General features: G+C 48.6%; 19 protein-coding genes. 15 read left to right on the forward strand and 4 right to left on the reverse strand.

Annotated features, from left to right (window positions below; all coding sequences use genetic code 11):
- Positions 1 to 216 precede the first annotated feature (216 nt).
- The 5 genes from C6I21_RS16310 (at position 217) to tatC (ending at position 2,862) form a co-directional block, all read left to right on the forward strand.
- Positions 217 to 456: a hypothetical protein gene (locus C6I21_RS16310; RefSeq protein WP_181186058.1), complete on the forward strand. Its 240-nt coding sequence runs from the start codon at positions 217 to 219 to the stop codon at positions 454 to 456.
- A 2-nt stretch (positions 457 to 458) separates the two neighbouring features.
- Positions 459 to 1,190, forward strand: a complete 732-nt coding sequence (locus C6I21_RS02815; protein ID WP_105957908.1) for an NRDE family protein — start codon at positions 459 to 461, stop codon at positions 1,188 to 1,190.
- 120 nt (positions 1,191 to 1,310) lie between these two features.
- A complete protein-coding gene (locus C6I21_RS02820) occupies positions 1,311 to 1,724 on the forward strand; it encodes a hypothetical protein (protein ID WP_105957909.1) in 414 nt (137 codons plus the stop codon).
- A 79-nt stretch (positions 1,725 to 1,803) separates the two neighbouring features.
- Positions 1,804 to 1,980 carry a twin-arginine translocase TatA/TatE family subunit gene (locus C6I21_RS02825; protein WP_105957910.1) on the forward strand — a complete coding sequence of 59 codons (177 nt, stop codon included), beginning with the start codon at positions 1,804 to 1,806 and terminating at the stop codon, positions 1,978 to 1,980.
- 126 nt (positions 1,981 to 2,106) lie between these two features.
- Positions 2,107 to 2,862, forward strand: coding sequence for a twin-arginine translocase subunit TatC (gene tatC / locus C6I21_RS02830; RefSeq protein WP_105957911.1), 756 nt, complete (start codon positions 2,107 to 2,109; stop codon positions 2,860 to 2,862).
- A 42-nt stretch (positions 2,863 to 2,904) separates the two neighbouring features.
- On the opposite strand, the gene C6I21_RS02835 is transcribed toward tatC, so the two are convergent.
- The gene (locus tag C6I21_RS02835) at positions 2,905 to 3,600 is read right to left on the reverse strand and encodes a deoxynucleoside kinase (RefSeq protein WP_105957912.1); all 696 of its coding nucleotides are present in this window, start codon (positions 3,598 to 3,600) and stop codon (positions 2,905 to 2,907) included.
- Between the two features lie 66 nt (positions 3,601 to 3,666).
- Positions 3,667 to 4,317 carry a deoxynucleoside kinase gene (locus C6I21_RS02840; RefSeq protein ID WP_105957913.1) on the reverse strand — a complete coding sequence of 217 codons (651 nt, stop codon included), beginning with the start codon at positions 4,315 to 4,317 and terminating at the stop codon, positions 3,667 to 3,669.
- Positions 4,318 to 4,502: 185 nt separating this feature from the next.
- Between C6I21_RS02840 and C6I21_RS02845 the strand changes: the two genes are divergently transcribed.
- The 6 genes from C6I21_RS02845 (at position 4,503) to pgmB (ending at position 9,106) form a co-directional block, all read left to right on the forward strand.
- Positions 4,503 to 5,351, forward strand: coding sequence for a DegV family protein (locus C6I21_RS02845; protein WP_105957914.1), 849 nt, complete (start codon positions 4,503 to 4,505; stop codon positions 5,349 to 5,351).
- 1 nt (position 5,352) lies between these two features.
- A complete protein-coding gene (locus C6I21_RS02850) occupies positions 5,353 to 6,216 on the forward strand; it encodes a patatin-like phospholipase family protein (RefSeq protein ID WP_105957915.1) in 864 nt (287 codons plus the stop codon).
- Positions 6,217 to 6,425: 209 nt separating this feature from the next.
- Entirely contained in the window at positions 6,426 to 7,634 is a 1,209-nt protein-coding gene (locus tag C6I21_RS02855; RefSeq protein WP_245411516.1) for an MFS transporter, read from the forward strand.
- Positions 7,615 to 7,785 (forward strand): hypothetical protein, encoded by a 171-nt coding sequence (locus tag C6I21_RS16315; RefSeq protein ID WP_181186059.1) that lies wholly within the window; start codon positions 7,615 to 7,617, stop codon positions 7,783 to 7,785. Before C6I21_RS02855 ends, C6I21_RS16315 begins: the two co-directional genes overlap by 20 nt.
- 73 nt (positions 7,786 to 7,858) lie before the next feature.
- The gene (locus C6I21_RS02860) at positions 7,859 to 8,404 is read left to right on the forward strand and encodes a DUF420 domain-containing protein (protein WP_245411517.1); all 546 of its coding nucleotides are present in this window, start codon (positions 7,859 to 7,861) and stop codon (positions 8,402 to 8,404) included.
- A 24-nt stretch (positions 8,405 to 8,428) separates the two neighbouring features.
- The gene (pgmB, locus tag C6I21_RS02865) at positions 8,429 to 9,106 is read left to right on the forward strand and encodes a beta-phosphoglucomutase (RefSeq protein WP_245411518.1); all 678 of its coding nucleotides are present in this window, start codon (positions 8,429 to 8,431) and stop codon (positions 9,104 to 9,106) included.
- A 112-nt stretch (positions 9,107 to 9,218) separates the two neighbouring features.
- On the opposite strand, the gene acsA is transcribed toward pgmB, so the two are convergent.
- Positions 9,219 to 10,940 carry an acetate--CoA ligase gene (gene acsA, locus C6I21_RS02870; RefSeq protein WP_105957917.1) on the reverse strand — a complete coding sequence of 574 codons (1,722 nt, stop codon included), beginning with the start codon at positions 10,938 to 10,940 and terminating at the stop codon, positions 9,219 to 9,221.
- A gap of 172 nt (positions 10,941 to 11,112) precedes the next feature.
- Between acsA and fumC the strand changes: the two genes are divergently transcribed.
- The 4 genes from fumC (at position 11,113) to msrB (ending at position 14,556) form a co-directional block, all read left to right on the forward strand.
- Positions 11,113 to 12,501: a class II fumarate hydratase gene (fumC, locus tag C6I21_RS02875; protein ID WP_105957918.1), complete on the forward strand. Its 1,389-nt coding sequence runs from the start codon at positions 11,113 to 11,115 to the stop codon at positions 12,499 to 12,501.
- Entirely contained in the window at positions 12,498 to 13,433 is a 936-nt protein-coding gene (locus tag C6I21_RS02880) for a dipeptidase (RefSeq protein WP_105957919.1), read from the forward strand. The genes fumC and C6I21_RS02880 overlap by 4 nt, the downstream gene beginning before the upstream one ends.
- A gap of 174 nt (positions 13,434 to 13,607) precedes the next feature.
- The gene (msrA, locus tag C6I21_RS02885; protein WP_105957920.1) at positions 13,608 to 14,144 is read left to right on the forward strand and encodes a peptide-methionine (S)-S-oxide reductase MsrA; all 537 of its coding nucleotides are present in this window, start codon (positions 13,608 to 13,610) and stop codon (positions 14,142 to 14,144) included.
- The gene (gene msrB / locus C6I21_RS02890) at positions 14,131 to 14,556 is read left to right on the forward strand and encodes a peptide-methionine (R)-S-oxide reductase MsrB (RefSeq protein ID WP_105957921.1); all 426 of its coding nucleotides are present in this window, start codon (positions 14,131 to 14,133) and stop codon (positions 14,554 to 14,556) included. Before msrA ends, msrB begins: the two co-directional genes overlap by 14 nt.
- Before the next feature lie 63 nt (positions 14,557 to 14,619).
- Here msrB and C6I21_RS02895 read toward each other — a convergent pair whose 3' ends face one another.
- Positions 14,620 to 16,314, reverse strand: a complete 1,695-nt coding sequence (locus C6I21_RS02895; protein ID WP_105957922.1) for an ABC-ATPase domain-containing protein — start codon at positions 16,312 to 16,314, stop codon at positions 14,620 to 14,622.
- Positions 16,315 to 16,373: the final 59 nt, after the last annotated feature.

A 16,373-nucleotide genomic window follows, 5' to 3' on the forward strand; every position in this document is an offset into this window, starting at 1 on the left:
CTTCAACGGCCGCTTTATCTTGCTTTTCTGATGATTTACGGAAGTATACTCTTTAAACGAAAAGGGAAGAAACCGGATAATCTTGTATTTTCTTTTGAGGAAATGACGTATTTTGTTACGCTTCCGAACAGAAGTCCGCATGTTGAAAAAGCGCATTCCGAGTCATATAAGAGCAGAACTTCTTGGTCAGGAGCATTGTCTCCATCGATAAATGCTGTGTTTATATCCATTTGTGAAAAGGAAGAGGTACGTGTTGCAATGATGACGCACTCCAGGTTCAAAGTACCTGTGCTTGAACGGATGCGTTTTGACGGTGACGTCTCAGAAAGAGAATTCGATATGATGAAATCCTGTATGCTGATCAACCGGCATACCCGTTCTGCGTTTGAAACGGAAGTTTACCGCCAGATTCACCGGGAGGATTTCATTGATGTGAACAACGGAAAAGAGGGATAGATATGTGCATCATCGGTGTCATGATGAATCAGCATCCGGAGTTTCCATTTATACTGGCAGCTAATCGGGATGAACTTCTGGAAAGGCCCACAAAAGCACTGCATTTACAGGAGGGGATTTTTTTCGCAGGAAAAGATAAACAGGCCGGAGGTACATGGCTCGGCGTTTCCTTAGAGGGAAGAATCGCAGCGTTGACAAATGTCCGCCGTCCGGATCAGGACAAGAGCAGAGGGCGCTCGAGAGGGGAGCTCGTACCGGCATGGCTTAGCGGAAATGACATATCTCAGCTCCCTTTCAATAAATACAGCGGATTTAATCTGCTTTACGGAACGAAAGACCAGCTGCATTACACAACGAATCAGCCAGCAGAAAGAGCTGTACTGAATGAAGGCATTTATACACTTTCGAACGCAGACCTGCATACTGCCTGGCCGAAAACGACGTTTCTTAAACAGAAACTCAAAGACTCCATTCATTTACAGAGGGATGAGCTTGTAGAAACGCTCTTACATGCACTCTCAAAAAGCGACCCATGGCCGGAAAAGATGCTCCCGGATACAGGTGTGGGCATGGAGCTTGAAAAGAAGCTGTCACCTTTAAATATCCGGATGGACCATTATGGAAGCAGGTGCAGCAGCATTCTTCTTATCGATCATCAGAACAATGTTTATTTTAAAGAACGGCAGCTGCAGGACCCCGTCTTCGATACAGATATTCATTTTCGGATTAACTAAGTAAAAAGATCTATATTTTATAATGTTTGAGCAGATTTATCGCAAAAAATAGGAAACTGTGCTATTATTCAGGTCATAGTAATCACGAAAAAAGATTTATTCCAGAAAGGAGGAAATCCAGTGAAACAATGGTTGTCTGTCGGTGCAGCAGGTGTCATTACAGCAGCTGTATGGTCCGCTGCGCTCTGGGCTGTTTTATCAGGTGGAGAAGATGGATCGTCAGCGTCTGTAGATTCAATAAATGAACCGGATAACTATTTCGATGCAGTGGAAGAGGTTCCGGATGATGATACCGTTTCTCTGGAAACACCTTCTTCCGAAACAGAGGACGTTCCGGATCCGGCGTCCAATAACGAGTCATCTACAGAAGAAATTAGTCAGGAAGAACCGGAGCCGGAACAGGGAAATGAGCCGGAGATTCCTGAGCTTGACGGATTTGAACCGCAGCCACCGCCCGACGTCCGGGACGGGGATGATATTGGTTATGGCGAGGGAGTTTCTGTTGATGTACTTCTCCGTGAGCTGCAGCAATAATAAATTGCCGCGCGGTTACTCATGTGGTATGATGAATGGGTAATGATCTATACGGCTTTTAGAGCCAAGGAGGGTTATCATGTTATCTGGTATTGGTGTCCCCGGCCTAATTCTGATTCTCGTTATTGCACTCGTCATCTTCGGACCGAAGAAACTTCCGGAAATCGGCAGAGCGATGGGTCAGACGCTGAAGGAATTCCGTAATTCCACGAAGGAACTGACGCAGGACGATGAAACAGAGAATAAAAAACAGTAATCTGCCAGCTTGTCCCGGTATCCCAGGACAGGCTTTCTTTTGTGAAGAAAGCAGGAACGGCTGTACCGCGCTTTTGTCTTCACAAGAAGGATCAAGCTGAAACTACTATAGTGAAGGAGAGCGGTTATGTCCAAGCAGTCGAGAGAAATGGAAATTGTCGAACATCTGGATGAGCTGCGGAAGCGGATTTTTATCGTTCTGGGCGTATTTATTGCCGCGTTTGCAGCATCCTTCATTTTTGTGGAAGAAATTTACGACCTGCTGACTAAAGATCTGGGAACGCAGCTTGTAGTGCTCGGTCCACTGGATATTATCTTGATCTACTTAAGTATTGCTGCTGTTATTGCACTTGCTGTAACGGTCCCGGTTATTATCAGCCAAGTGTGGATGTTTGTTAAACCTGGACTGACGGAGGAGGAGCGGAAAGCTTCTGCTGTATACATACCTGTATCATTTGTGCTCTTTGCAGCAGGCATTCTGTTCGGGTACTTCATTATTCTCCCGCTTGTCCTGCAGTTTCTGCTTGCGCTCGGCGAAGGAACCTTTCAGACGATGTTCACTGCAGACCGGTATTTCCAGTTTGTGCTGCGAATGACAGTGCCTTTTAGTATTCTTTTTGAAATGCCGCTTGTCGTCATGTTTTTGACGACGATAGGTGTTATCAGCCCATACGGCATGCAGAAAAACAGGAAATACGCGTACTTTGCGATCGTCATTGTCAGTGTACTCGTTTCGCCTCCGGATTTTCTTTCGGATGTTCTCGTTATTCTCCCTCTGATTGTCCTGTATGAAATCAGTATCCGGCTGTCCGCAGTGGTATACAAAAAACGGCTGCGGAGGCTCAGAGAGGAAGAAAAGAATGCTTCATCCGGAAGCATGTAATGAAAAAAGGCCATTTTCCCAAAAGAGGAAATGGCCTTTTTTCTATAATGTCCCGTTCTTTGTCATTGAAGAAAGTTTTAAATGACGGGGTTCGTCAGCCTGCTGAAGCTCTTCCAGAGCACGGACGATTTCTTTCATCGACTGCTCGCTCCGGCAGTCATACTGATCGATATCCAGATGAAGTACAGGGCATTCACGGAAATTTACTATCCAGGTTTGATACCTTTCGTATAAATCCTCCCAGAAAGAGCGGGGGGTATCGATTTCCATCTGCCTGCCGCGTGATTCAATCCGGCGGAGAATGCTTTCCAGAGAGCCGTTAATATAAATGAGCACATCGGGTTTCGGGAAATAAGGATTCATTACCATCGCTTCAAAAAGAGAGTGATAGGTGGAAAAGTCGCGCGTCGTCATATTTCCCTGATCATACTGCAGCTGGGCAAAAATGCCGACATCTTCGTAGATACTCCGGTCCTGAACATACCCGAGACCTTCCTCATGCATGCGTTTCTGCTGTTTGAACCGTTCAGCTAAAAAATACATCTGGAGATGAAACGACCATTTTTCAAAGTCATCGTAGTAATCTTCCAAATAAGGATTTCCGTCCACCTTTTCAAATGCTGCTTTAAAACCGAGTGTGTCGGAAAGTGCATTGGTAAGCGTAGATTTACCGACACCAACGGTTCCGGCGAGTGTGATCAGCGAATTGTTTTTAAGGTCATGTTTTACAGGTTCCATTCGTAATTCCTCCCATACAGACTGACGCAGAGGTGTATGCGTGCTGCTCAGAATATAATGTCATGTCTAGAAAAGTGTCTGCTTCCGCGTCATCGCGTCTTCAACCATATCAACGATCCGTTGAAAGTCGTGTTCCCGCTCGACAAAATCCATCTCATCTCCGGAGATCCGGATTACGGGAATTTCCGGGTAAACTCGCTCATGATCCCGCATAAACTGTTCATAATCTGCACTGAGCCGCTGCAGGTATGCTGGATCGATGGATTTTTCAATTTCCCTTCCACGGCGAGAAATTCGCTCCAGCAGCGTATCGAGGCCTGCGTTTAAATAAATGATGATATTCGGGCGGGCCAGATCACCGGTTAAAATAGAAAAAATCCGCTCATATTTTTCCAGGTGTTCCTCCTGAAGCGTCTGTTTGGCAAACAAGTGATTTTTAAAAATATGGTAATCGCTGATTACCGGGTAGCCTTTGGCAAGGTGGTGCTCATACACATCTTCGAGCTGCTTAAATCGGTTGCAGAGAAAAAACATCTCTGTCTGAAAGCTCCATTCCTGAATATCTTCATAAAACTTTCCAAGAAAAGGATTTTCATCGACGATTTCTTTTAAGTGATGATATTGATAATAGCTGCTGAGCTTTTCCGATAAGGACGTTTTTCCGACACCAATCGGGCCTTCAACGGCGATGAATGGCGCATCATACTGCTTTGGCAACTGGTTTCCTCCTCACAATGACAAATTCAGCTTTTTCATTTTATCATAAGAACGCGGCAGGTTGAGGAAGAATTTCGCGGAATATGCAGAACTTATAGAACGGGATACTTAACACCGGATACGGCTTATAGTATGCTGAAAGCAGTAAATCTGGAAATTAATAGCTTGAAAGGTGGATGCTGCAGATGCCGAAAATTCATATTGTTACGGATTCAACGCTGGACTTAGAGGAACATCAGATTGAAAAATACGGAATTCATGTTGTGCCGCTTTCCGTGACCGTAGGCGGAAAAACATATGTTGACCGGGTCGAAATAGACAGTGCTTCTTTTATAGACAAAATGAAAGAAGCGGATGAACTCCCTAAAAGTTCCCAGCCTTCTCCGGGAACATTTAAAGAGCTCTACGACCGTCTGGGCGAAGACGGTTCAGAAGTCATCTCGATACATATGGCATCGAAGCTGAGCGGGACGTATGACAGTGCCCGTCAGGCAGCAGGTATGTCCGAAGCTTCAGTAACGGTCGTTGATTCGGAATATATCTCCACAGCACTGGGGTTTCAAGTGGTGGAGGCCGCCCGTCTGGCAGAGCAGGGAGCTTCCATGGAAGAGATTACTGCAAAAGTGCAGAAAGTAAAAGAGAATACCCGGCTTTATATTATGGTGGATACACTCGAGAACCTGGTAAAAGGAGGGCGGATCGGCCGTGGCAGAGCGTTCGTCGGTTCGCTTCTTAAAATTAAGCCGCTGGCAGTGCTTGACGGAGGGGAATATACGCCGGCAGCCAAAGTAAGAACACACAGCCAGATGATTAAATGGATGACTGATACACTTCGTGAAGAGGCAGGAGCAGGCATTGTAAAAGGAGCGGGCATCGCCCACGCCGGAGCTCTGCAATTATCGGAGCGGCTTGCAGAATCTGTAAAGCAGGTTAGAGATATTCCCGTTTCAATAATTGGTACCACGCCGATTATCAGCACCCACACCGGCCCAGGGGCGCTTGCATTTATGTTCTATACAGAAGAGGAGGAATAAGATGGGCAGTGCGCTGATACTGGAAGGCGGCGGGATGCGCGGTGTTTTTACGAGCGGTGTGCTGGAATATTTTTTGGAAAACGACATTCAGTTCCCTGCTGTATACGGTGTCTCCGCAGGTGCCTGCAATGCCGCCTCCTATATTTCCATGCAGTCCGGCCGAAACCGCGCTGTCACCATTGACTACACCGATCATCCGGAATATATTTCGATCCGGCGCCTCCTGAGACATGGCGAATTGTTCAACATGGATCTGATATTTGACCGGATACCAAATGAAGAGCAGCCATTTCATTACGAGCGTTTTTTCGCCTCCTCAACGAAGTTTTTTATCGGTACGACGGACTGTGAAACAGCAGAACCGGTGTTTTATGAAAAACAGGAAGTACAGGATGATCTGAATACGATACTGAGAGCTTCCTCCTCTCTGCCGCTGGCTGCGCCTGTCGTTCCTTTTCAGGGGAGATATCTGCTGGATGGGGGACTGAGTGAACCGATTCCTTTTCAACGAGCGTTAAAAGATGGGAGCGGACCTCTAGTCATCGTCATGACTCAGCCCGAAGGATACTCAAAGCAGCCGCCGGGAAGGTCCTTCTGGTATATGCGCAGAAGGCTGAAGCAGTTCCCTGAGCTGGTTCACCTCATGGAGACGCGGTGGAAACTATATAATGATGCAATGCGTTCTGTTCTTCAGCTGGAACAGCAGGGAAGGGCGGTCGTCATCCGACCGGAATCATCCCGTGTCGTCTCGAGAGTGGAGCGGAATAAAACGAAACTCGAAACACTCTACGCCCATGGTTTTGAAAAAGCGGCAGAAAAAAGAGAGGAAATTGAACAGCTGACTGACCTTATTTCCTCTAAGTGATATTGAAGAAGAGCGGGGGCTGCAGAGAAAGTGGTCAAGAGTGAATAACAATAGATCTGACTGCTTCTCTGGCCGCTTGCGTTCCCAGGGGAAGCCGAGGAATAATTAAATGGAATTAGACTGCAATCTAAGAGCGTATAACCGTTCCCTGCGAGGAAAATATGTTATTATATCGGGAGTCGAAATTTTTCTCGGAAGCAGGGTAGCGGATGCAGAAACATAATTTAATTGTCATGTGGACAGCAAACTTTTTCGTCGCAGCAAGTGCAACGATGGTTCTGCCGTTTCTCGCTGTTTATATTGAAACCTTCGGTGCTTATTCGGATGCATATGTGCAGCGGTGGGCCGGCTTTATTTTTGGCATCACCTTTTTAGTTGCTTTTATTGCAGCGCCGCTCTGGGGCCGGTTCGGGGACCGGTTCGGCAGGAAGAAGATTCTTCTGATTACAGGGTACGGAATAGCTGTTTCTATTTTCCTCATGAGTTTTGTAAACAGTGTATGGGAATTGTTTTTCCTGCGGGCCTTCATGGGTCTCGTGACAGGATTTATCCCGACATCGATGGCGCTGATCTCGGCGCAGACGAACAAAGAAGAGGCGGGGAAAGTGCTCGGTACACTGCAGATGGGTACCGTGTCAGGCAGCCTTTTCGGACCGCTTCTCGGCGGTATCCTTGCCGACAGCGTCGGTTTTACGTATACATTTGTGCTCACGGCCATTGGTATTACGCTTGCCACAACGGCTGTTGCTTTTGGTATTCACGAAATTAGAAGTAAAAGCGGACCGCAGGAAAAGGCATCGGCTGCAACGGTCTATAAAACGATTTTTACCAACCGTATGCTCCTGTTCGTCATGCTTTTGAGTTTTGCTGTACAGGCGGCAAACTTCAGTATCCAGCCGCAGCTTGCCCTGTTTGTCGATCAACTCGTTTCTGTTGAAAATGCCGCTTTTCTGGCCGGGGCTGCCTTCAGTATGACAGGGCTCGGCAATTTAATAGCGACGAGGTTCTGGGGAATACAGGGGGACCGGTACGGTCATGAATGGATCGTACTTATCTGTATGGCGTTGTGTGCATTGTTTTTAATACCGCAGGCGTTTTCCGGCTCACTGACTGTGCTTCTCCTGCTGCGGTTTTTATTCGGTCTGGCTCTCGGGGGTGTTATTCCCTGTGTCACCGCTTATATTCGAAGAGCGGTGCCGCTGGACATGCAGGGGGAAGTGCTCGGCTATAACCAAAGCTTCCGTTTTCTTGGTAATGTCGCAGGGCCTGCAGCGGGAGGGGTTGCAGCCGGCCTGTTCGGTCTTGCTTCTGTCTTCATTCTTTCCGGTGCAGTCCTTGCAGCTGGAGCTGCCCTTTATGCGCTTGTTATAATGAAGGAAAAGAAAGGAGCACGGAACCATGCTGTTAACGAAGGCTGAGAAGAAGCTGCTAAAAAAGCTTGTGGCGAAAGAAAAACGGCGGCGGTGGTTTCGGGCCGGCAGAAATGACCAGCTGTCCGAGCTGGAGGAAAAGCTGGACCAGTCGATCCGGAATGAACGTGTAAATTCGACAAATCCGTCAAAATTATAGAATCTGCTTTTCCCGGGTTGGTAGATACGGTATACTAAACGCGGTACAGACAGCCTGGGGGAGGTGTACAACATTGAAAAATATCTGGAACAGCATTGTCCGGCACCATATCCGGACCGTGGTGATCGTCACACTCGTCGTCAATCTTCTCGTCGTTGCACTCTCGTTTATTCCTGGATACGTCGGGGAACTGCCTGAATGGATTACGAGGCTTCCACTATTTAATGCGGTGATGAACTCACTTACGTTCATTTTTCTGCTTGGAGCGCTCCTTGCAATCATTAATGGAAATGTAAAAATTCACCGGCGTTTCATATACAGTGCCTTTATAACGACGACATTTTTTCTCGTTTCCTACGTTACGTTTCATTTTATGGCGGAATCAACTCCCTACGGGGGAGAAGGGTTCATTGCCGGCTTTTACTACTTTATACTGATCACCCATATCGTCCTTGCAGCAATAATCGTGCCGCTGGCTTTAATGAGTTTCTTTACCGGGTTTAAAGACATGCGTCCGAAACACCGGAAATGGGTTCGCTGGACGATGCCGATGTGGCTGTACGTAAGCTTTACCGGAGTCCTTGTCTACGTCATGATTTCTCCATATTATTCATTTTAAATTTATTGAGGGAGGCCGATGCCTGTGGCGGAAGTAAGAGGGGTTATTTTCGATCTGGACGGCGTGCTTGTTGATACGGCAGTCCATCATTTTGGCGCCTGGAAAGCGATCGCTGATCAGCTTGGATTTTCATTTACCGAAGCACACAATGAACGGCTGAAGGGCGTAAGCCGCATGGATTCACTGAATATTCTGCTTGAGATCGGCGGGGTCACACTGGCTGAAGAAGAAAAACAGAAACTCGCCGCACAGAAGAACGAGCAGTACGTGAGCAAGATTTCCACGATGGATGCAGGCGAGCTTCTTCCTGGCGCATCGAATCTTCTAACGGAGCTTCAGTCGGAAAATATCCCGGCAGCGCTCGGTTCTGCAAGCAGAAATGCCCCTCTGATACTGAAAAACACCGGTATCACGCCTTATTTTGAGGCGGTTGTGGACGGGAACGATGTCGAAAAGGCAAAGCCGGATCCGCAGGTGTTTCTTCTGGGAGCGGAACGCATGCGTGTTCCACCTGAAGACTGCGTCGTTTTTGAAGACGCACAGGCTGGAGTGGACGCAGGACGAAAAGCAGGTATGACAGTAATAGGCGTTGGATCGCCTTCGGATCTGCAGGGAGCCCACGCCTATATTTCCAGTCTTGCTGAAACGAATGCTGCTCACATCCGTAAGGTGCACGAAGGGCGGCAGACAGGTTCCGTTTAACCGCCCGGCAGCTGGCGGAGCACCTTAACATGCTGCAGACATAATAAAGTGCCGGCGGTCAATATAGACCGCCGGCACTTCGTCTATCTATGAGAGAATTTATTCCATATTATCAGTTATCGTCCATTGTCGACAGGTCACCTGTCGGCTCATCCAGTTCCCACGCTTTTAAGACACGGCGCATAATTTTACCGCTGCGTGTTTTTGGAAGCTTGTCCTTAAACTCTATTTCGCGAGGCACGGCGTGTGCGGCAAGTTCAGATTTGATGAATTTCTGAATCTGCTCTTTCAGCTCGTCGGACTCTTCGTAGCCTTCTCTCAGCGCGATGAAAGCTTTGATAATGTGGCCGCGGATTTCGTCCGGCTTACCGATGACACCCGCTTCAGCAACGGCTTCGTGCTCGACAAGCTTGCTTTCGATTTCAAATGGTCCCACGCGTTCTCCTGCAGTCATGATGACGTCATCATTTCTGCCCTGGAACCAGAAGTAGCCATCCTCATCGCGGTACGCTGTATCGCCTGAGACGTACCAGCCTTCTATGGCAAAATACTCATTGAATTTCGGCTCGTTATTCCAGATCTTACGCATCTGGGCAGGCCAGCCTGTTTTTATGGCGAGGTTGCCCATCTCTCCCGGCGGAAGTTCGTTGCCGTGATCATCGACGATGGAAGCATCAACGCCCGGAATCGGTTTTCCCATCGAGCCTGGTTTTATCGGCTCGGAAGGATAGTTGCAGATTAGCATGGCGCCCGTTTCGGTCATCCACCATGTATCATGAATGCGGAGGTTGAATACATCCCAGCCCCAGCGGACAACTTCCGGATTCAGCGGTTCACCGACGCTTAAGATGTGCCGCAGGGAAGATAGATCGTGATTTTTCAGCGTCTCCTGCGGAGCGGCCATAAGCATCCGGAACGCTGTCGGCGCGCTGTACCAGACCGTGACGTTGTATTTATCGATCGTTCCGTACCAGTCATCAGGGGAAAAGCGCCCGCCCCGGACAACGTTCGTCACACCATTAAGCCACGGGCCGAAAATGCCGTAGGAGGTACCTGTCACCCAGCCGGGGTCGGCTGTACACCAGTAAACGTCGTCTTCGCGCAGATCCAGCACCCATTTACCTGTCTGATAGTGCTGCAGCATGGCTTTATGAACATGGTAGACACCTTTCGGTTTTCCGGTGGAGCCGGATGTATAATGAAGGATAAATCCATCTTCAAGATCCACCCATTCGATTGCAGAGTCGTCTGTATCCGCTTCTGCAAGCTTCTCATCCATCGATACAAATTTCTCAGAAGATCCTGTTTTATCCGAGTCACCGGAAATAAGAATCGTTTTCAGGTGAGGCAGGTCCTCATGAGGAATTCTGGATACGAGATCCGGAGTGGTGACGATCATGGAAGCTTCACTGTCTTCCAGCCGGGCCTTAACCGCATCCTGCATAAATGCTTCAAACAGCGGGCCGACGACCGCACCGACTTTCACAGCACCGAGAAGCGCTACGTACAGCTCGGGGCTTCTGGGCATGAAAATAAATACCCTGTCCCCCTTGGAAATTCCGAGGTTCCGGTACATATGAGCAGCCTGGTCCGTCTTTTCCTTTAATTCAGAAAAGGTGTAGGACTCCTCGCGGTTTTTATCTGAGTAAAGCAGCGCCTTTTTATCTCCTCTGCCTTCGTTTACGTGCCGGTCAATCGTTTCATAAGCGATGTTCACTTTGCCGGTTTCAGACCAGGAGAAAGCCTTCTCCACCTGCTTCCAGTCGAAAGTTTCACGCTCTTTCTGGTAGTCCTGCAGCTGATATGTACCTTGTCCAGCTTCTAAAATCTCCATAACGACACCTCCAATAAATGTTAATCCCACGCTTTTATGATAACGGTATCATTCTGAAAATTCAATCGTTACCTTCTTTTTTCATCCTCTCTTCTTGATTTTTCCTGCAGGAATGGGTAACGTAATGAACGTAAATAATTATTATAAAACAGCTGTCATAGGAGGCGTAAGGATGGATTATCGCACAGAAAAAGATACGCTTGGAGAAATAAACGTACCCGCAGATAAATGGTGGGGTGCACAGACGCAGCGCAGCACGGAAAACTTCCGCATCGGTGAAGAAACGATGCCCCGTGAGATTACGTATGCATTTTCGGTGCTGAAAGAAGCCTGTGCGGCTGCCAATGTACGTCTTGAAAATATGGACGAAGAAAAAGGGACGATGATTCAGCGGGTATGCCGCGAGATTAGAGAAAACGACCACGAAGAGCACTTCCCGCTTGTCGTGTGGCAGACAGGAAGCGGAACGCAGTCGAATATGAACATGAATGAAGTTGCGGCCTACCGTTCCAATCAGCATTTTGAAGCGGAAGGTCTCGACACCCGTATTCATCCAAATGATGACGTCAACCGCTCCCAGAGCTCCAATGATACGTACCCGACAGCGATGCATATCGCTGCTTTAAAAGCTGTCCATGAACAGCTCCTGCCTTCACTGGCGTCTCTTCGTGAAACACTGGAGCAGAAAGCAGAGCAGTTCAATGACGTCATTAAGATCGGCCGTACACACCTTCAGGATGCAACGCCGCTCACTCTCGGGCAGGAAATCAGCGGCTGGGCCTTTATGCTCCAAAAATCCGAGGAGATGATCAAGCAGTCCGCGGAACAGCTGCGCAATCTTGCTATCGGCGGAACAGCAGTCGGCACGGGAATCAATGCGCACCCGGATTTCGGAAAACTCACAGCAGAAGAGATCAGCCGCATTACCGGTATGACGTTCCATTCATCCCCGAATAAATTTCATGCACTGACGAGCCACGATGAGATCGTTTACGCTCACGGTGCTTTGAAAGGGCTTGCTGCGGACTTGATGAAGATTGCCAATGATGTGCGCTGGCTGTCGAGCGGCCCCCGTTCCGGAATCGGAGAAATTACCATCCCGGCGAACGAGCCCGGCTCTTCCATTATGCCCGGGAAAGTAAATCCAACACAGTCCGAGGCGCTGACGATGGTCAGTGTGCAGGTAATGGGGAATGATACGGCCGTAGGCGTAGCAGCGAGCCAGGGTAATTTTGAGCTGAATGTGTTCAAGCCGGTTATCGCATACAATTTCCTTCAGTCTGTCAGACTTCTGACAGATGCCATGCATTCCTTTAATGAGCGCTGTGCAAAAGGTATAGAAGTGAATGAGGAAATTATTGAAAAGCACGTAAAAAATTCACTGATGCTTGTTACAGCACTGAATCCTCATATTGGATATGAGAAAGCGGCAGTTATTGCCAAGACAGCTTTCCAGAACAACAGCACGCTGAAAGAAACGGCGGTAGAGCTAGGTTACCTGACGGAAGAGCAGTTTGATGAATACATTGACCTGGAAAAAATGGTGCGGCCGAAAGCATGACAGCCCCGGTATACGATCTCCACTGTGACGTTCTCTTGAAGCTTGCAGAAGAGAAAGGGGCCGATTTTGAAAAGGGGATCCAACTGGATGCCGGTCTGCCGCAGTTAAAACGGGGAGGGGCCCGGCTGCAGTTTTTTGCGGTATTTCTCGAACCGGATGTCCCTCCGGAAAAAACGTTTTCCGAAGCTGTACGTCAGGTGGATCTGTTTCATGAGGTAGTGGCGCGCACCCCGGGTATGGTTTTCATTGATGACTGGCGGAAGCTTGCACAGCTGAAAGAAGGCGATATCGGCTGCGTACTGACCCTGGAAGGTGCCGAACCGATTCATCATGACCTCAGCCGGATGTCCTACTTTTATGACCGGGGCGTTCGTTCACTCGGATTAACCTGGAACCAGGCAAACCTGACAGCAGACGGCATCGGGGAAACGCGCGGAGCAGGGCTGACCTCATTCGGGAAAGAAGTAGTGCAGTGGAATACGGAACGCGGCGTCCTGACAGATGTTTCCCACTTATCCGTCCAGGGGGTCTACGACGTTCTCAGTCTGGATGCATACGCATTAGCTACTCATTCCAATGCGAAATCAGTATGCGGGCACCGGCGTAATTTATCGGATGATCAGCTGAAGATGCTTTTTGAAAAGAAGGGGCTCTGCGGACTCGTCTACAACCCTCCATTCGTCATAGACGGGGCGGATGCAAACTTGGATGATCTCCTTGCCCACACAGAGCATATGCTGGAACTTGGCGGAGAGAACTGTATTGCGCTGGGGTCCGATTTTGACGGGATCGAAGAGAAAGTAGAGGGTCTTTCTGATGCATCAGGGCACCGGGTGCTGCAGGAGCGGCTCAAGAGTGTTTTTGGTGTTGATATTACAGAAAAAATTTCCTGGAAAAATGCTCATGAATTTCTGCTGCGCGCAGGAAAATAAGGCGGATATACCAATGAGCAGTTCAAAAATGCTCAGGGCCGGCCGGACATCCATTGTCCAGCCGGCCTTCTCTTCTGCACAACTTAAAACAGCTCTGCAGTGAGCGGATTACTGTTGGTTAAAATCATCTCCGTGATACACTAAAAACAGCAATGAAAGAAAGGTGGTGCTGGTATGGAGAAGAAAGCGACATTTGCAGGTGGATGTTTCTGGTGCATGGTGCGCCCGTTTGACGAGCAGCCCGGAATCCACCGTGTTATATCCGGATATACCGGCGGTCATACTGAAAATCCAACGTACGAAGAAGTCTGTTCCGAAACGACCGGTCACCGTGAAGCGGTGCAGATCACGTATGACCCCGAAGTTTTCTCCTATGAGAAGATGCTGGACATTTTCTGGTCTCAGATTGATCCGACGGACCCCGGCGGCCAGTTCCACGACCGCGGCGAATCGTATAAAACGGCTGTTTACTATCATGATGAGGAGCAGAAAGCATTGGCCGAAGCATCCAGAGACAGGATTGATCAAAGCAGCCGCTTTCAGAAACCGGTCGTCACCGATATCCTTCCGGCAAAGACGTTTTACGAAGCAGAGACGTACCATCAGGATTATTACCGGAAGCATCCGCTCCACTATAAAATGTACAACCGCGGGAGCGGCCGGGCAGGATTTATTGATAAATACTGGAGGGGAGAACATGAGTCAAAATAAAAATCTCGATCATTTATCACCGCTCGAATACCAGGTAACTCAGGAAGACGCTACCGAACCGCCGTTTAAAAATAAATTATGGGATTTTTTTGAAGACGGTATTTATGTAGATGTCGTTTCCGGTGAAGCTTTGTTTCATTCAAACGACAAGTTTCACTCGAACTGCGGCTGGCCGAGTTTCACGAAGCCGATTGATGAAAGCATGGTAGTGGAAAAAACCGACCGGAGCCATTTTATGGTCCGTACAGAAGTCCGGAGCAGCGTCGCCGATTCCCACCTTGGTCATGTGTTCCCGGACGGACCGCCGCCGAGTGGGCTGCGCTATTGTATTAACTCGGCATCCCTCCGGTTCGTTCCGAAAGAAGAATTGGAGAAAGAAGGCCTCGGTACGTACCTTTCGACGTTTGAATAAGTGTAACCAATAGAAAGAGGGCTCTCCAAAATAGGTGGAGAGCCCTCTAAATGTGTACTGGCGTCAGCGCTGCCTGGAGCGGATCCGGTTAATGGCAGCGCACGCTTCGTAAAACCTCGGTAGTGCTGCAGCACCGGGGTGTTTTCCATAAAAAGGGGAAAGGGAATCGATACCTTTCTCCTCTATTTCTTTATAAATACGGCGGATCGATTCAGTTAAAGAACCTGATTCTGATCTCTCGAGCTTTTTTAACATAAGTGCCAGCGCTTCCGTCTGAGATGGGTGAACGAGCTGTTCGACCGAATGAAGAGGGAGCGGCTCACGGCCGATCGAAATCTGATGGAGACCCCTCGCCTGAATTTTCCCTTTCCGGTCCAGGTGCTGTTTTATAAGAGATGGCTCAAAATCGCGGCTGATCGTATCGGGAAGCGGTACGGGCGCTTCTCTCGACCGCTTTGTTTCATACTCCTGAGCGATTTCTTTCGCTCGTTCTGTCACTTCATGAGGAACATATTCATCCATCATAATTACTGTATCGGCAACATCAAAATAATCACCGGAGCCACCGAGAACGAGGACGGTGGAAACACCTTTCTGCTCATACAGATCGCGGATGCGGTCGATAAATGGAGTGATGGGCTCCTTCTCTTTTACGACAAGTCGCTGCATGCGTGCATCTCGGATCATAAAGTTTGTCGCACTCGTATCTTCGTCGATAAATAAACTTTCTGCTCCTGCTTCAAGTGCTTCCATAATATTTGCTGCCTGTGACGTACTTCCGCTTGCATCTGTGGAAGAGAAAGAGTCGGTCCTTTTTTTCATCGGCAGCTCGTTGATGAAAGGGGAAATGTTCACTCGACGGACTTCTCTGCCGTCTTCCGCCCTGATTTTCACTCCGGAAGCATCACTTACTGTATACTCACGTCCGTCTCCTTCTTCATGATTGTAGACGCCGAGCTCCACAGCCTGCAGAAGGGTGCTTTTTCCATGGTAGCCGCCGCCGGCAATCAACGTAATTCCCTGCCTGATGCCGAGCCCGGTGATAGAAGACCCGTCTGCTTTTTTCAATGTAACGCGGAGGCTGTCCGGAGCTTTGAAAGGTACGGCGCCCTCTTTCATAGGCCTGGTGCTGCTTCCGCTTCTTCTCGGCAGAATACTGCCGTCCGCTATGAAGGAGACAAGTCCGTTTTCCGCCAGCTGCCGTCGGAGTGCATCCTGATCATCAGAAAGTGTCACGGCAGCCTGCGCCTCGCTGTGGTCGTATGTTTTTAACCAGCCGGAGAGAATCGAAGGAATAACGTTTGTCAGAAGAGTAGCACACTGCCCGCCGAGTATTTTCCTTCCTTTAGCCGGCAGGCCGCAGGAAATACGAAATTCTAATGTATTTTCTGTCAAGTAAACGGAGGTTGTGTCAAGTACTTCTCTGCCCGGGGTGTCAATCATGATCATGCCGCTTTTGCCGGTTCCGCCGGTTTTGTTTTCTGTTTTTCTGCGGATGGATTCAAACTGCTTTGTAAACAGGTGCTTTAGTGCGGCAGTCCGGGATTCCGTAGTAAGCATGCCGGGATCAACAGGTGTGTCTTTCAGGTTCATCTCCAGGCGGAGTCTTGAAGGGGCCGCAAACGGATCGCCCTGCACATAATCCAGGTGGAGCCGGAATTGATCACCTGCGTAGCTGCCCTGAATATCTTTTAACGCACGGTATGATTTCATATCGAGTTTTTTCAGCTGTGTTTCAAGTTCAGTAAGTGATTTCATAATTTCTGCCTCCTGTTATGGAATTAACGTCATCGGTGCCAATATGATTGAAAAGTGTG

It is taken from the genome of Alkalicoccus urumqiensis (genome assembly GCF_002993335.1).
Taxonomy (GTDB): domain Bacteria; phylum Bacillota; class Bacilli; order Bacillales; family Salisediminibacteriaceae; genus Alkalicoccus; species Alkalicoccus urumqiensis.

Coding starts and splice junctions, on each gene's coding strand:
- C6I21_RS16315 (WP_181186059.1), top strand. CDS start 7,615: ATGCTGTTAACGAAGGCTGAGAAGAAGCTGCTAAAAAAGCTTGTGGCG.
- C6I21_RS02895 (WP_105957922.1), bottom strand. CDS start 16,314: ATGAAATCACTTACTGAACTTGAAACACAGCTGAAAAAACTCGATATG.
- tatC (WP_105957911.1), top strand. CDS start 2,107: ATGTCCAAGCAGTCGAGAGAAATGGAAATTGTCGAACATCTGGATGAG.
- fumC (WP_105957918.1), top strand. CDS start 11,113: ATGGATTATCGCACAGAAAAAGATACGCTTGGAGAAATAAACGTACCC.
- C6I21_RS02835 (WP_105957912.1), bottom strand. CDS start 3,600: ATGGAACCTGTAAAACATGACCTTAAAAACAATTCGCTGATCACACTC.
- C6I21_RS02850 (WP_105957915.1), top strand. CDS start 5,353: ATGGGCAGTGCGCTGATACTGGAAGGCGGCGGGATGCGCGGTGTTTTT.
- C6I21_RS02845 (WP_105957914.1), top strand. CDS start 4,503: ATGCCGAAAATTCATATTGTTACGGATTCAACGCTGGACTTAGAGGAA.
- C6I21_RS02825 (WP_105957910.1), top strand. CDS start 1,804: ATGTTATCTGGTATTGGTGTCCCCGGCCTAATTCTGATTCTCGTTATT.
- C6I21_RS02815 (WP_105957908.1), top strand. CDS start 459: ATGTGCATCATCGGTGTCATGATGAATCAGCATCCGGAGTTTCCATTT.
- msrB (WP_105957921.1), top strand. CDS start 14,131: ATGAGTCAAAATAAAAATCTCGATCATTTATCACCGCTCGAATACCAG.
- C6I21_RS02880 (WP_105957919.1), top strand. CDS start 12,498: ATGACAGCCCCGGTATACGATCTCCACTGTGACGTTCTCTTGAAGCTT.
- acsA (WP_105957917.1), bottom strand. CDS start 10,940: ATGGAGATTTTAGAAGCTGGACAAGGTACATATCAGCTGCAGGACTAC.
- C6I21_RS02855 (WP_245411516.1), top strand. CDS start 6,426: ATGCAGAAACATAATTTAATTGTCATGTGGACAGCAAACTTTTTCGTC.
- msrA (WP_105957920.1), top strand. CDS start 13,608: ATGGAGAAGAAAGCGACATTTGCAGGTGGATGTTTCTGGTGCATGGTG.